Raw genomic sequence first — 13521 nt, 5'->3', positions numbered from 1 at the left:
CGTCGCGTACACACAGCACAGGGGGGATGCCGATGGCATCCCCCCTGTGAAGGTTCGAGGTCGTCTTACTTGACGGCGGCCTTCAGCTTCGAGCCCGCGGTGACCTTGACGCGCTTGCCGGCGGGGATGGCGATCTCTTCGCCCGTCTGCGGGTTGCGGCCCGTGCGCGCCGACGTGGCGACCTGCTCGAAGGCGATCCAGCCGGGGATCGAGACCTTGCTGCCCTTGGCGACCGCCTCGGAAACGGTGGAGAAGAGGGAGTCGAGCACGCCCGACACGGCGGACTGGCTCTGGCCGGTCGCGCTGGCGATGCTCGCGACGAGCTCGGTCTTGGTGATGGACTTGTCGGCCATGTGGTGTGTCCTCCAGGCGGCGACGAGCGCCGTCTCTCGTTACTCGGACGAGGAGGAATCCTCCTCGGTGGTCGGGAGACCGCCTCGACAGTATCAACCGAACCGCGGAAATACGCGGATTTTGACGGATTTCGTCCCTTTCGCCGGGGGTGTGTCGCGGGCTCGGGGATTTCGCGGGCCGGTGACGGCGCACGGGTCGGCCCGTGGACGACCTCATCCTTCGAGCTCTCGGCAGGGCTCAGGTCTCCGGGCGGGTGAATCGCGAGGCGCAGGCGGGCGAAGTCCGGCGGCTTCACCCCGCGGTTGATGCGACGCTCGAATTCACCTGGAAAATAGTGAAATTCGTGCCCCTATGATGTGCCTACGAGAACGGGCTCCGGTTCGTGCCCGACGAACCGCCCCCGTTCGATCGGCCCGAATGTGGAGGGTCCATGCCCCGTAGCCGCACCTCGATCGATGCGCGAGCCGCCCAGCACGCGGCCATCGTCTCCACCGTCATTTGCCTCGCCCCCGGGCACGGACCCCCGCACCAGCGGCATCTGTCGCTCCTCGCCGCCGCCGCCGCTCCCCCCGTCCCCCCGACGTGGACCGACCCGGCCGCCCGAGCGGTGATCGCCCTCTTCGCCGCGCGTGCACGCCGCGACAACCTCACCGACGGTGCCGACTTGGTCCGCCGCTATTTCGAGGGGGTGAGACTCACCCGCCCCGCCGAGTTGGCCGACGGCACGCGCTCCCAGCTCCACTCAAGCGTCGGCGAGTACTGCAACGCCGTCGGGTGGCCGCAGATGGGCGCCCGTTTCGGGGCCGAAGCCCTGCTCTTCGCCGACACCGAGGCGCTGCGCTACCGCGCGCTCACCGTCATCGCGCTCGGCCAGGCGCTCAACGGCGAGTACGAATCAGCCCGGGTGTCTCTCGCGAACGCGCGGGAGGTGTTCGCCGCGCAGGGCTGGGCACGGGCGGACACCGCGTACGTCGAGTTCCTGGCGGAGACGCTCATCGCCTCCGCCCATCTCCAGGTCGACCGCCTGCATGCCGTGTCGGCCGCGATGACAGCCGCTCAGCCCGACGACCCGTACTGGGCGCATTCGGCACGATCCGTCGAGGCGATGGCCCAGATGCTGCGCGGCGACATGGACGGTGGCCTGGCGGCGATCCAGACCCTGCTGTCAGAGGAGGGCGCACGGCACAGCCACATGATGACGCGGCATTTCCTCGTCTGCATGCGCTCCGACATGCTCGTGGCACAGGGTCGTTCCGCCGAGGCCTTGGCGACGCTCGCGCCGTACGAGAACCCGGACGGACACGGCATCTGCTTCTCGATGCAGCGCGCGGCGAGCCTGCTCCACCTGGGCCGCGAGCGGGAGCTCCTCGCCGAGACCGAAGCCTGCGTGGCGACCGGGGCCGACCATTGCCTTCGCACGCTCACCCCGCTTCTGCTGCGCAGGGCGCTGGCGCATCGGCGACTCGGCGAGCGGGACCGCGCAACCGCCAGCACCGAGGCGGCGATGGTTCTGCTGCTGCGCACGGGCACCTCGGGGACCCCCTTCGTCATGCTTCCCCACGGCGAGACCCGCGATCTCATCGCCGCCGTCATGCTCGAGCGTCCGGAGTTCCGCGACGCGATGCCGTGCGTGTTCGACGCCCTGGCGGTCGTCACCGCACCCGACCTCCCGGCACCCCGCTTCGGCCTGCTCGCGGGGCTGACCCCGACGGAGCGCACCCTGACGCACCGATTGACCACATCGCTCAGCATCGCGGGCATCGCCGAGGAACGCGGGGTCTCGGTGAACACGGTGAAGAGTCAGGTGCGATCGGTCTACGCCAAGTTGGGGGTACGCGGCCGGTACGAGGCCGTCGAGGCGCTGACGCGCTCGGCGAACGCGCAACCCGCCTGCGGTCGGACCGCCGGTGGCTGATCCCGGCGAGGCGATCAGGCGGGCACACCCCCTGAACGTCGAGCCGCACGACACGCTTCGAGCGGCCGCGCTCCTCACCGCGAGTCGACTGCTTCCCGGCTCCGGTGTGCCCGAACCCCGCCACCTCGCCCTGCTCGCCGAGACGGAGGCCTTCGACCCCCCGCGACGATGGACCGACGACAGTGCACGGATCCTCTCCGCTCTTCTCGTCGCTCGCGCACGCCGCGACGCCCTGGGCGACGGCATCGCGCTCATCGCGCGCTACTTCGACGGCACGCATCTGAATCGCCCCGCCGGACTGTCGCCGGGCGCCCGGTCGGAGCTGCTCTCCAGCGTGGGCGAGTACCTCTGCGCGGTCGGGTCCCCCCAGTCGGGTGTCCGCTTCGGGGAAGAAGCACAGCTCTTCGCCGACACCGACGCGCTGCGCTATCGCGCTCTCGCGGTGAGCAGCTTCGGCCTCGCCCTGAACGGCGAGAACGAGCGCGCGGCGCCCACGATGCGCGCGGCCACCGAGCTCTTCGACGAGGCCGGGTGGGACCCCCGCGAGGGCTCCTTCCTGATCCTGCTCGCCGACTACTTCGTCTCCGCAGCACGCATGGACCACGAGAGGCTGTCCGCGATCAGCGGGGAGCTCGCCGCCCTCGCCCCCGACGACCCCTATCTCGACTACGCCTCCCGCTCCACCGAGGTCATGTGCCTCCTCATCCGGCGCGAGTTCGCCGACGGCATCGCGGCGAGCTGGCAGTTGCTGCACGGCAGCCGGCGGCACAGCAGCCAACGCGTGGTCCGCCATCTGCTGATGTGCATCCGCTCCGACCTCTTCCTGGCCCACGACCAGTACGCCGACGGGCTCGCGGTGGTGGCCTCGGCGGTCAGCCCCGAGGGGCACGGCACGTGCTTCGCGAAGCAGCGCGCCATCGCGCTGCTGCTGCTGGGCCGCGAGCGCGAGGCGCTCCTCGAGACCGACGCGTGCGCCGCCTCGGAAGACGACCACTGCCTGCGCACCCTCCCGCGGCTGATGCTGTTGCGTGCGATCGCCTTCCGGCGCATCGGCCAGGAGCGACGCGCCCGCCAGAGCATGGCATCCGCGCTGATGCTGATCTCGCGCACCGGAAGCTCGCGGACGCCCTTCATCATGATCCCCGCCGTCGAATGCGCCGATCTCGTCGAGGCCGCGGCCGAGGATCATCCCGAACTCGCGGGCACGGCGGCATCGATCCGTGACGCCCTGCTCCAGCTCGCCGCGCGCCCCCACGCCGCGCCGCCCGCCCGCGACGTACCGGGGCTCACCCCCACGGAGCACGCCCTGGCCGCGCTGCTGGCCACCGGCTCGAGCCTCGCCCAGATCGCCCGCGAGCGAGGCGTCTCGGTGAACACGGTCAAGAGCCAGGTGCGATCCATCTACGTCAAGCTCGGCGTCAGCACCCGCGCCCAGGCGGTCGCGCACCTGAGCGCGGACGCCTGAGAACGCCGAAGGGCGGGGATCCCTTTCGGAACCCCCGCCCTCGGCGTGTGTGTCTGGTGCTTACCAGCTCGACTTGGTCACACCGGGCAGCTCGCCACGGTGGGCCATGTCACGGAAGCGGACGCGCGAGACGCCGAACTTCGTGAGGACGCCACGGGGGCGGCCGTCGATGACGTCGCGGCTGCGCACGCGGGCGGGCGAGGCGTTGCGGGGGAGCTTCTGCAGCCCCACGCGGGCGGCCTCGCGGGCCTCGTCGGTGGCGGTCGGGTCGACCAGGGTCTTCTTCAGCTCGGCGCGCTTCGTCGCCCAGCGCTCGACGACGACCTTGCGCTGCTCGTTGCGCGCGATCTTGCTCTTCTTGGCCATGTGCTTAGCGCTCCTCTCGGAAGTCGACGTGCTTGCGGACCACGGGGTCGTACTTCTTGAGCACGATGCGGTCGGGGTTGTTGCGGCGGTTCTTGCGCGTCACGTAGGTGTACCCCGTGCCGGCCGTCGAACGCAGCTTGATGATGGGACGTACGTCCTGAGCCTTCTTCGCCATTACAGCTTCACGCCCTTCGCCTGCAGGTCACGAACGACGGACTCGATGCCGCGTGCGTCGATGACCTTGATGCCCTTCGCCGAAACGTTGAGCTTGATGTTGCGACCCAGCGACGGAACGAAGTAGGTCTTCTTCTGCACGTTCGGGTCGAAGCGGCGCTTCGTCCGGCGGTGCGAGTGCGAGATGTTGTGACCGAAGCCGGGAACCGCTCCAGTCACCTGGCACACTGCTGCCATGGTGATGTCTCCTTCTGTACCGTGACACCGGACGGTGCCACCCAAGATCCCTTGTCTGCACCCCGTTCGAGCACGACACGAGGCCGCGGTCGAGAATCGGGGAGCGAACTGCGTGCTGGAGTGCGCGCAGACAAGGGGTCAGTCTAGCACGGCCCTGACCCGGACCCCCGGACCGGTCGACGGGACCGGCCTCAGCCACCCGCCGCCTCGGCGGCGCCCCGCCCCCACCGGAACGCCGACACCGTGGCATCCCCCTCGATCCAGAACCGCCACGGGAACGCCGCGGTTCCCGCGACCCCCGCCACCCCCACGCGCGGCCCCGTCGCGACGTCGCGTACCGGTGTCTCGGGCAGCAGCAGACGCGCCCGCGCGCCCGCCTGCTCGACCCCGGTGATCGCGTCGATGCCGTCGTGCACCGGATGCCGCAGCCCGACCGCGTCGCCGAGTCGCCCGGGTCCGCGCGCGAGGTCGCGGGCGGAGCGCACCGCCCCGCGCCGTTCGAGTCGGCGCCGCTCCGCCATGTCGGCCCCCTCGACGACCTCGCCGCCGCGCAGCAGCACACCGCCGGCCACCCCGTCGGGTGCGCAGACGACGTTGACGCACGAATGGATGCCGTGACTCAGGTACACGTAGAGGTGCCCCGGCTCACCCCACATCGTGGCGTTGCGCGCGGTCGGTCCCATGCGGGCGTGCGAGCCCGGGTCGGGCTGCTCGCCGGTTCCGCGGCCGTGGTACGCCTCGACCTCCGTGACGCGCAGCACGACGCGCTCCCCGCCGACGACGGTCTCGAGCCGCGCGCCGAGCAGACGCGGCGCGACCTCGACCGGCAGGGCCGAGAGGTCGTCCCGCGTCGCGGGGCGGCTCACTGCGGGGGCACCTGGCACCACGACAGGTCGAAGCCCTGCAGCGCGACGAGCTCCTGGCCCGTGTCGACCTCGACGAGATGCGTCTGCAGCTTCTCGGGCAGCGGCAGTTGGTAGCGGTCGAACGGGTTGTCGACGGCGCGGGGCGCCACGAGCACGGCCGCGTACCGACCGCTCGGCGACACGCAGGTCTGCAGCACCGTGTCGGAGCCCGGCACCTCGAGCAGCGATCGCACGGCGCCGTCGGTGTCGACGTGCGCCACGGTCGTCGAGCGCGACACCCCGTCGGCGCTGATGTCGGCGAACGAGCGGATGGTCCCCGCCCCGGCGCCCGGCACGGGGGTCGCCCGCCCCGCCAAGCCCGGGGGGTCGACCGGTTGCACGAGCGGCTGCTCGGATCCATCGGTCAGGTTGATCTCGCGGATGCCCTCGACCCGCTCGACGATCGCCACCGACGACCCGCGGGCGATGCCGTCGATCGACACCGCGCTGCCCAGCGGAGCGGCGTTGCCGCCCTGCGCGTCGGTGAGCAGCAGGCGCGAATCGAAGGTGAGCACGAGCATGCTGTCGGTGTCGGGCACGAACCGCCAATCGGCGATGCGCACGTCGCCGCCGTTCAGGCCGACCTCGGTGGGGGCGGCGTCGTCGGCCGCCGACGCCGTGAACAGGCGGCTCTCGCGTCCGCCGGCGGCGCCCAGATCGGCATCCGAGAAGGTGAAGCCGATGCGCTCTCCGCGATCGGCCGACTGCAGGTTCGACACGAAGCCGGGTCCGGGCAGGGCGATGTCGCGCGGATTGCCCCCGTCGGAGTCGGTCACGATGACGCGGGCCGTGTCGCCGTCGCGCACCGAGATGACCAGGTGGTTCGCCGTCGCGCGGAAGTCCTCGATGTGCGCGTTGACGAAGACCGGCAGCCCCGCCTCGCCCTGCAGGTCGGTGCGGAAGATCGTGTCGCCCTCGGGGGTGCCGCGCTGCATGAGATAGGCCTGCAGCGGCGGTGTGCGGAACGTCTCGGTGAGGGTCGACGCCGGCCCCGCGCCGAGGCCGCTGACGCCGTTGACGGTGATGCGGTAGTCGGTGTCGTCGCGCAACGGCAGCGTGAAGCGCACCCCGACGCTCCGTCCGGCGGTGTCGACCGTGAACGGCGTCGCCGGCTCGACCTGCACCTGCGAGGGGTCGACGGTCTCGAGGGACTGCGTCGTGGTGAGGATGACCCGGGATCCGGATGCCGCGACGGCGGCGGTCGGGTCGACCTGCACGTCGGTGACACGCGGGCCCTGCGCCACGGCGACGACGCCGCCCACGCCGCCCACCAGCGCCAGCGCCCCCAGCACGGCGGCGAACGCGACGAGGAAGCCGCGCCCGCGCCGGCGGCGGGCGCGGGTACGACGGGAGTCGCCGCCGCGGCGCGAATCAGTACTCATACGGGTCCGTCGGCTCGTCGATCGAGGCGACCTGCTCGGCGTGCACCTCGAGCTTGCCGTCGCCGCTGGAGCGCACCGTCCCCGTGACCGTGACCCACTGCCCGGTCGAGGGCGCATCGCCGGTCGCGGCGATGGGCAGGCGCGCGGTCTGCGCGTCGATGACGCAGTGCGTGATGACCAAACGCGTGAGATCGAAGCTCGCGCCGTCGCCGCCGGGGGTGATGAACCCGGTGAGGGTGACCGGCTTGCCGTCGAAGGTCTCGGGGTTGGTCGCGTGGGCGAAGACCGCCGACCAATCGCCGACGCCGAACGTCGAGGTGTCGCCGGAGGCCGCCAGGGTGATCACGTCGGATCCGGCGAACAGCGGCGGAGCCCCCACGTCGCGCGACACGGCGAGCTCGGTCGAGAGCGAGGCGGCCGGGGTCAGCAGCACCGCGATGACGGCGCCCGAGGCGAGCACGCCCCCGGCGAAGGCCGCGACGCCCCCGGGGGTGAGCCGCGGACGCGCGGCGAGATGGTCGTGCGCGGCCCGGTCGTGGGCGTCGGTCGGATCGGAGTGCTCGTGGTCGGCGTGCGCGAAGGCCTCGCGGCGAGCCGAGGCCGCCGCGGGTGCGTGCCCGTGCTCGTGATCGTGCCCGTGGTCGGCTTCCGCGCCGAGGGGCAGGGCGAACGAGGCGACCGCCCCGATCAGCGCGACGACCGACATCCCGACCGCGAACCACGCCGAATCGGGGTTGATGTACAGCGACATGCGGCCCGTGACCCACAGGGTGATCGTGGTGATCGACAGGCAGGCCGTCAGGCCCACCCCGAGCCAGCGTGTGGCGAGGGCACTCGTTCTAGACAAGGAGGTTCACCACCGTTCCGAGGGCGAAGGCGAACAGCACGACCACCACGGTCATCCCCACCAGCACACGGGTGCTGAACGTCGTGCGCAGCAGCGCCATCATCTTGAGGTCGATGATCGGGCCGACCACGAGGAAGGCCACGAGTGATCCGGGCGTGAACGTCGAGGCGAACGACAGGGCGAAGAACGCGTCGACGTTCGAGCAGAGCGAGACCACGATGGCCAGCAGCATCATCGCGGCGATCGACAGGGCCGGGTCGGACCCGATCGCCAGCAGCGCGCTGCGCGGAATGAGCACCTGCACCGCGCCCGCGATCAGAGACCCGATGATCAGCGCCGGCATGACCGACCGCAGCTCGACGACGAGCTGGGCGAGCGTCCGGCGCCCGCGGCCGCCGCGCTCCTGCACGACGATCTCGCAGGTTTCGAGGAACCGTTCGGTGAGCAGCTTGTCGGGATCGGGATGCCGGCTGTACAGCCAGCCGAGCAGGTTGGCGACGAGGAACCCGCCGATCAGGCGCGCCACCAGGATGCCGTCGCTGAAGCCGAAGGCCGCGTGCGTGCTGATGATGACGATGGGGTTCACGATGGGCGCGGCGACGAGGAAGGTCAGGGTGTCGGAGACCCCGAAGCCGCGCATGAGGAGCCCGCGGGCGAACGGCACGTTGCCGCACTCGCAGACCGGGATGAACATGCCCAGCAGCGACAGCACGGCTCGGCGCGCCCAGGGCGCGCGCGGCATCCATCGCTCGATCGCCCCCGGCGGCACCCACACCTGCACGATGATCGACAGCACGACGCCGAGGATCACGAACGGCAGCGACTCGATGAGCACGCTGAGGGCGAGGGTCAGCCCGTCCTGCGCGCGGGTGGGGAGCGGCTGCGAGAAGAACGTGGGCGCGAACGCGTCGACGAGGAACAGCGCCGAAACCACGACGACACCCAGTCCGAGCGCGACCAGCGTCCGCGACGCGCCGGTGCGCGCGGGCGTGGACGCGGCGGTGCGACTAGTCGTCGCCACGCTCGCGAGCCCGCGCCTGGGTGCAGGCGGTGCAGATGCCGAAGATGTCGACCACGTGCTCGGCCTCGGTGAAGCCGTGCTGCGCGGCGGTGCGCTGCGCCCACTCCTCGACGTCGGTGGCGGCGATCTCGACCGTGACGCCGCACGAGCGGCAGATCAGGTGGTGATGGTGACCGCGGGTCTCGCAGGCGCGGAAGAGGTTCTCGCCCTCGGGGCTCTGCAGGGAGTCGGCGTCGCCCTTGGCGGCGAGGCCCGCGAGCGTGCGGTACACCGTGGCCAGGCCGATGCCGGTGTTCTCGTCGCGCAGTGTGGCGTGCAGCGCCTGCGCGCTGACGAAGCCGCCCGCGCCGGACAGGGCTTCGCGCACGCGTTCGCGCTGCCACGTATTGCGCTGGACCATGGCGGCGAGTCTATCGAGGGGATCGGTGAATCGGCTGGGCGCGTTACAGGGCGCGGGTGGTGCGATCGCGCCGGGCGCCGATGACGCGGCAGACCAGGTAGATCAGGAACGAGATCGTCGTGATGTACGGGCTGACGGGCAGCGTGCCCGCGACCGCGAGCAGCACGCCGCCCACCGCCGAGACGAAGCCGAACAGCGCGGCCAGCACGGGCACCGACAGCGGACCCGACGCCACCCGCATCGCCGCCGCCGCAGGCGTCACCAGCAGCGCCATCACGAGCAGCGCACCGATGATGTGCACCGCGACCGCGACGATCAGGCCCAGCAGCAGCATGAACGCCAGTGACACCGCCGTGGTGGGCACACCCCGCGCGGCGGCGGACTGCGGGTCGAGCGAATCGAAGCGCAGGGGGCGCCAGATGAACAGCAGCGCGAGCAGCACGAACAGCCCGATGACCACCAACCAGCCGAGCTGCGCGCTCTGCACCGACACGATCTGGCCGGTGAGCAGGCTGAACCGCGTGGAACTGCGGCCGTTGTACAGCGACAGGCACAGGATGCCGACACCCAGACCGAACGGCATGAGCACGCCGATGATCGAGTTGCGGTCGCGGGCGCGGGCACCGAGCAGGCCGATCAGCGCCGCCGCGATGAGCGAGCCGACGATCGAGCCGGTCACCACGTCGACGCCGATGAGCAGCGCCACCGCGGCGCCCGCGAACGACAGTTCGCTGATGCCGTGCACGGCGAAGGCCATGTCGCGCTGCATCACGAACACGCCGATGAGCCCGCCCACGAGACCGAGGACGGCCCCGGCGTAGACGGAGTTCTGCACCAGCTCGAGGATGGCGCCGTACTGGCTCACCCCGCCGAAGAGGGCGTTGCCGACGTCGGACCAGTTCATGCGTCGTCCTCGTCGTGGTGGTGGTGGGCCTCGTCGGCATCGGGGGCTCCGACGACGATGAGCTGATCGCCCGCGCGCACCACGTACACCGGAGCCCCGTAGAGGGCGGTGAGGGTCTCGGTCGTGAGCACCTCGTCGGGGGTGCCCAGGGTGAAGCGTCCGTGGGCGATGTAGAGGATGCGGTCGACGCGCGAGAGCACGGGGTTGATGTCATGGGTGACCAGCAGCACGGCGGCGTCGCGCTCACGGCGGTGCCGGTCGATGAGACGCACGACCGCCTGCTGGTTCGCGAGGTCGAGGCTGGTCAGCGGCTCGTCGCACAGCAGCAGTGCGGGGTCGTCGGCGAGGGCCTGGCCCACGCGCAGCCGCTGCTGCTCACCGCCCGAGAGCAGTCCCACCGGACGATCTCCGAACTCGGAGGCGCCGACGGCCTCGAGCAGCCCGTCGATGCGCGCACGGTCCTTCTTTCGCGACAGCGGCAGGCCCAGGCGGTGGCCGTCGACGCCGAGGCCGATGATGTCGCGACCGCGCAGCGGCGTCTCCCGCGGCAGAGGGCGCTGCTGGGGGATGTACCCGATGCGGCGGTTGCCGGCGCGACGCACCGGCGCTCCGAGCGCCTCGACGGTCCCGGCGCTCAGACGCTCGAGGCCGAGGATGGCGCGCAGCAGCGTGGTCTTGCCCGAACCGCTGGGTCCGAGCACCGCGACGAGCTCGCCGGGCTCGACCTCGAGGTCGAGCCCGGACCACAGCTCGCGGCCGCCCCGCTCGAGGGCGGCGCCGCGGATACGCAGCGGTGCGGCGGCGTTCACGCCGCCAGCGCGTCGGACAGCGCCGTGATGTTGCTCTGCATCCACGAGAGGTAAGTCTGTCCCTCGGGGAGCGTTTCGGTGAACTCGACCACCGGGATGTTCTTGGCCTTGGCCTCGTCCTCGACCTGCGTGACCTCGGCGCCGCCGGTCTGCGGGTTCACGATCATGACCGAGATCTGCCCCGAATCCAGCAGCTGCAGCGACTCCAGCAGGGTCGCGGGCGGCACGTCCTGGCCCTCTTCGACCGACTCGCTGAACTCGTTCGGGGTGGCGTTGGTCAGGCCCGCGGCCGTCGTCAGGTACAGCGGGACCGGCTCGGTCACGAAGATCTTCGCTCCGGCATCCGTCGCCTCGATCTGGCCGAGGGAGTCCTCGAGACCGGCGATCTCCTTCGTGAACGCTTCCGCGTTGGCGGTGAAGGCGGCGGCGTGGTCGGGCGCCAGCTGGCCGAGCTCGGTGGCGATCGCCGCGGTGAGGTCTTCGACCGTGTGCGGGTCGTACCAGACGTGCTCGTTGAAGCCCTCGATGTGGTCGTGTCCGTCGTCGTCGGCGTGGTCGTGGTCGTCGGCGCTCTCGCTCGGAGCCGGGCTCGCCTCGTCGGCGTGGGCCTCGTCGTGCGACGCCGCCCCCGGGTAGTCGTGGTTGTACTCGACGGCCGTGAGGACCGGGGCGGTCGAGCCGCTGGCCTGCACGAGGCCCTCCATGAAGGCGTCGTAGCCCGCACCGTTCTCGATGACGAGACCGGCGTTCTTCAGCGTCAGCTGGTCTTGCGCGCTCGCCTCGTACTCGTGCGGGTCCTGCGTGGGCGAGGTGATGATCGAGGTCACGTCGACGAAGTCGCCGCCGATCGCCTCGGCGATCGAGCCGTACACGTCGGTGGATGCCACGACGCTGACCTTTCCGGCTGAATCGGCGGAGGAGGCCGCGGGGGAACCGCCGGCGCAACCGGCGAGCGCGAGAACGGAGACGGCCCCGAGGGCGACGGGGGCGAGGATGCGACGGGTCATACCGACATCGTATCGCTCGTGATAATCGTTCTCAAACTCAGTACGCGTCGCATACGACTCTCCCAGGGAGGGACCCTCAGACATCCCGTGCCGATCTGTCCCGCAGTCGGCGACGAGCTCGCCGCTTTGTCAGCGGCGCGAGACGCGCGCGCGGCCTTTACTGGGGGCATGACCGACACCGACCTCCCCGTCATCACGCACTGGATCGACGGCGCCGCCGCCACGTCCGCCGGCGGACGCACCGCCCCCGTCTACAACCCGGCCACCGGCGCGGTGCGGGCCCACGTCGCCCTCGCCGACGAGGCCGACGTCGCCGCCGCCGTCGCCTCGGCCGGACGCGGGTTCGTCGCGTGGAGCGCGTTCTCGATCGCCAAGCGCCAGAGCGTGCTGTTCGCCTTCCGCGAGCTGCTCAACGCCCGCAAGGGCGAGCTGGCCGAGATCATCACCGCCGAGCACGGCAAGGTGCACTCCGATGCCATGGGCGAGATCCTCCGCGGCCAGGAGGTCGTGGAACTGGCCACCGGCTTCCCCCACCTGCTCAAGGGGGCGTACTCCGAGAACGCCTCGAACGGCATCGACGTGTACTCGCTGAAGCAGCCGCTCGGGGTGGTGGGCGTCATCAGCCCCTTCAACTTCCCGGCGATGGTGCCGATGTGGTTCTTCCCGATCGCCCTCGCCGCCGGGAACGCCGTGATCGTCAAGCCCAGCGAGAAGGATCCCTCGGCATCCCTCTGGCTCGCACAGCTGTGGAAAGAGGCAGGCCTGCCCGAGGGCGCCTTCACCGTGCTGCAGGGCGACAAGGTCGCCGTCGACGGTCTGCTGAACGCGCCCGAGGTGCAGTCCATCTCGTTCGTGGGGTCGACCCCCATCGCGCAGTACATCTACGAGACCGCCTCGAGGAACGGCAAGCGCGTGCAGGCCCTGGGCGGCGCGAAGAACCACATGCTCGTGCTTCCCGATGCCGACCTCGACCTCGTCGCCGACCAGGCCGTGAACGCCGGGTTCGGGGCGGCCGGAGAACGCTGCATGGCCATCTCGGTCGTGTTGGCCGTCGAGCCCGTCGCCGACGCGCTGATCGCCAAGGTCACCGAGCGCATCGCGAAGCTGCGCATCGGAAACGGCGCCGCCGCCGACGAGCCCGACATGGGACCCCTCATCAGCGAGGCCCACCGCGACAAGGTGTCGTCGTACGTCGACATCGCCGAAGCAGACGGGGCGAGGGTCGTCGTCGACGGCCGCGGCTACGTGGTCGACGGCCACGAGGACGGCTTCTTCTTCGGTCCGACGCTGCTCGACGCGGTGCCCACCAGCTCACGCGCCTACACCGAGGAGATCTTCGGCCCCGTGCTGTCGGTCGTGCGCGTGCAGACCTACGACGAGGGGCTCGCACTCATCAACAGCGGCGAGTTCGGCAACGGCACCGCCATCTTCACCAACGACGGGGGAGCGGCCCGTCGCTTCCAGAGCGAGGTGCAGGTGGGAATGATCGGCATCAACGTCCCCATCCCCGTGCCCGTGGCCTACCACTCGTTCGGCGGCTGGAAGAAGTCGCTCTTCGGCGACGCGAAGGCCTACGGCGTGCACGGCTTCGACTTCTTCACGCGCGAGAAGGCCGTCACGAGCCGCTGGCTCGACCCCGCCACCCACGGCGGCATCGACCTGGGCTTCCCGCAGAACACCTGACGCCGCGGCCCTCTCGCGTGAGGTGCCGATATTTGTCGCTTCGCCCTCGGTG

At 70.9% G+C, this 13521-nt stretch carries 16 protein-coding genes; 4 read left to right on the top strand and 12 right to left on the bottom strand.

Annotated elements, in window-relative coordinates; genetic code table 11:
• Positions 1 to 65: 65 nt before the first annotated feature.
• Positions 66 to 353, bottom strand: coding sequence for an HU family DNA-binding protein (locus tag IFU40_RS02565; RefSeq protein WP_055832516.1), 288 nt, complete (start codon positions 351 to 353; stop codon positions 66 to 68).
• A 203-nt stretch (positions 354 to 556) separates the two neighbouring features.
• On the opposite strand from IFU40_RS02565, the gene IFU40_RS02560 reads away from it, so the two are divergent.
• From IFU40_RS02560 to IFU40_RS17140, 3 genes are all read left to right on the top strand, one after another.
• Positions 557 to 709: a hypothetical protein gene (locus IFU40_RS02560; RefSeq protein ID WP_156784865.1), complete on the top strand. Its 153-nt coding sequence runs from the start codon at positions 557 to 559 to the stop codon at positions 707 to 709.
• A gap of 75 nt (positions 710 to 784) precedes the next feature.
• Positions 785 to 2269, top strand: coding sequence for a helix-turn-helix transcriptional regulator (locus IFU40_RS02555; RefSeq protein ID WP_191925258.1), 1485 nt, complete (start codon positions 785 to 787; stop codon positions 2267 to 2269).
• Positions 2262 to 3734, top strand: a complete 1473-nt coding sequence (locus IFU40_RS17140) for a LuxR C-terminal-related transcriptional regulator (RefSeq protein ID WP_191925257.1) — start codon at positions 2262 to 2264, stop codon at positions 3732 to 3734. The genes IFU40_RS02555 and IFU40_RS17140 overlap by 8 nt, the downstream gene beginning before the upstream one ends.
• Before the next feature lie 60 nt (positions 3735 to 3794).
• Here IFU40_RS17140 and rpsN read toward each other — a convergent pair whose 3' ends face one another.
• The 11 genes from rpsN to IFU40_RS02495 form a co-directional block, all read right to left on the bottom strand.
• The gene (gene rpsN / locus IFU40_RS02545; RefSeq protein WP_055832510.1) at positions 3795 to 4100 is read right to left on the bottom strand and encodes a 30S ribosomal protein S14; all 306 of its coding nucleotides are present in this window, start codon (positions 4098 to 4100) and stop codon (positions 3795 to 3797) included.
• A 4-nt stretch (positions 4101 to 4104) separates the two neighbouring features.
• Positions 4105 to 4275, bottom strand: coding sequence for a 50S ribosomal protein L33 (rpmG, locus tag IFU40_RS02540; protein WP_013584775.1), 171 nt, complete (start codon positions 4273 to 4275; stop codon positions 4105 to 4107).
• Positions 4275 to 4511 carry a 50S ribosomal protein L28 gene (gene rpmB / locus IFU40_RS02535; RefSeq protein ID WP_055832508.1) on the bottom strand — a complete coding sequence of 79 codons (237 nt, stop codon included), beginning with the start codon at positions 4509 to 4511 and terminating at the stop codon, positions 4275 to 4277. The genes rpmG and rpmB overlap by 1 nt, the downstream gene beginning before the upstream one ends.
• 191 nt (positions 4512 to 4702) lie before the next feature.
• A complete protein-coding gene (locus IFU40_RS02530) occupies positions 4703 to 5377 on the bottom strand; it encodes a DNA-3-methyladenine glycosylase (RefSeq protein ID WP_191925256.1) in 675 nt (224 codons plus the stop codon).
• Positions 5374 to 6798, bottom strand: coding sequence for a hypothetical protein (locus tag IFU40_RS02525; protein ID WP_191916060.1), 1425 nt, complete (start codon positions 6796 to 6798; stop codon positions 5374 to 5376). Before IFU40_RS02525 ends, IFU40_RS02530 begins: the two co-directional genes overlap by 4 nt.
• Positions 6788 to 7645, bottom strand: coding sequence for a TIGR03943 family putative permease subunit (locus IFU40_RS02520; RefSeq protein WP_055832500.1), 858 nt, complete (start codon positions 7643 to 7645; stop codon positions 6788 to 6790). The genes IFU40_RS02525 and IFU40_RS02520 overlap by 11 nt, the downstream gene beginning before the upstream one ends.
• The gene (locus IFU40_RS02515; protein ID WP_055832498.1) at positions 7638 to 8666 is read right to left on the bottom strand and encodes a permease; all 1029 of its coding nucleotides are present in this window, start codon (positions 8664 to 8666) and stop codon (positions 7638 to 7640) included. Before IFU40_RS02515 ends, IFU40_RS02520 begins: the two co-directional genes overlap by 8 nt.
• On the bottom strand, positions 8653 to 9066 hold the full coding sequence (locus IFU40_RS02510) for a Fur family transcriptional regulator (RefSeq protein ID WP_191925255.1): 414 nt from the start codon (positions 9064 to 9066) through the stop codon (positions 8653 to 8655). The genes IFU40_RS02515 and IFU40_RS02510 overlap by 14 nt, the downstream gene beginning before the upstream one ends.
• 43 nt (positions 9067 to 9109) lie before the next feature.
• Entirely contained in the window at positions 9110 to 9970 is an 861-nt protein-coding gene (locus IFU40_RS02505) for a metal ABC transporter permease (protein ID WP_070408977.1), read from the bottom strand.
• Positions 9967 to 10779 (bottom strand): metal ABC transporter ATP-binding protein, encoded by an 813-nt coding sequence (locus IFU40_RS02500; protein WP_055832492.1) that lies wholly within the window; start codon positions 10777 to 10779, stop codon positions 9967 to 9969. Before IFU40_RS02500 ends, IFU40_RS02505 begins: the two co-directional genes overlap by 4 nt.
• On the bottom strand, positions 10776 to 11786 hold the full coding sequence (locus IFU40_RS02495; RefSeq protein ID WP_070408975.1) for a metal ABC transporter solute-binding protein, Zn/Mn family: 1011 nt from the start codon (positions 11784 to 11786) through the stop codon (positions 10776 to 10778). The genes IFU40_RS02500 and IFU40_RS02495 overlap by 4 nt, the downstream gene beginning before the upstream one ends.
• Positions 11787 to 11954: 168 nt before the next feature.
• On the opposite strand from IFU40_RS02495, the gene IFU40_RS02490 reads away from it, so the two are divergent.
• Positions 11955 to 13469: a CoA-acylating methylmalonate-semialdehyde dehydrogenase gene (locus tag IFU40_RS02490; RefSeq protein ID WP_070408974.1), complete on the top strand. Its 1515-nt coding sequence runs from the start codon at positions 11955 to 11957 to the stop codon at positions 13467 to 13469.
• Positions 13470 to 13521 lie beyond the last annotated feature (52 nt).

Origin of the sequence: Microbacterium sp. CFBP 13617 (assembly GCF_014839445.1) — a bacterium.
GTDB lineage: Bacteria > Actinomycetota > Actinomycetes > Actinomycetales > Microbacteriaceae > Microbacterium.
Note: the sequence above shows the minus strand (reverse complement) of the source record. Positions and strands in the feature narration are given on the sequence as shown.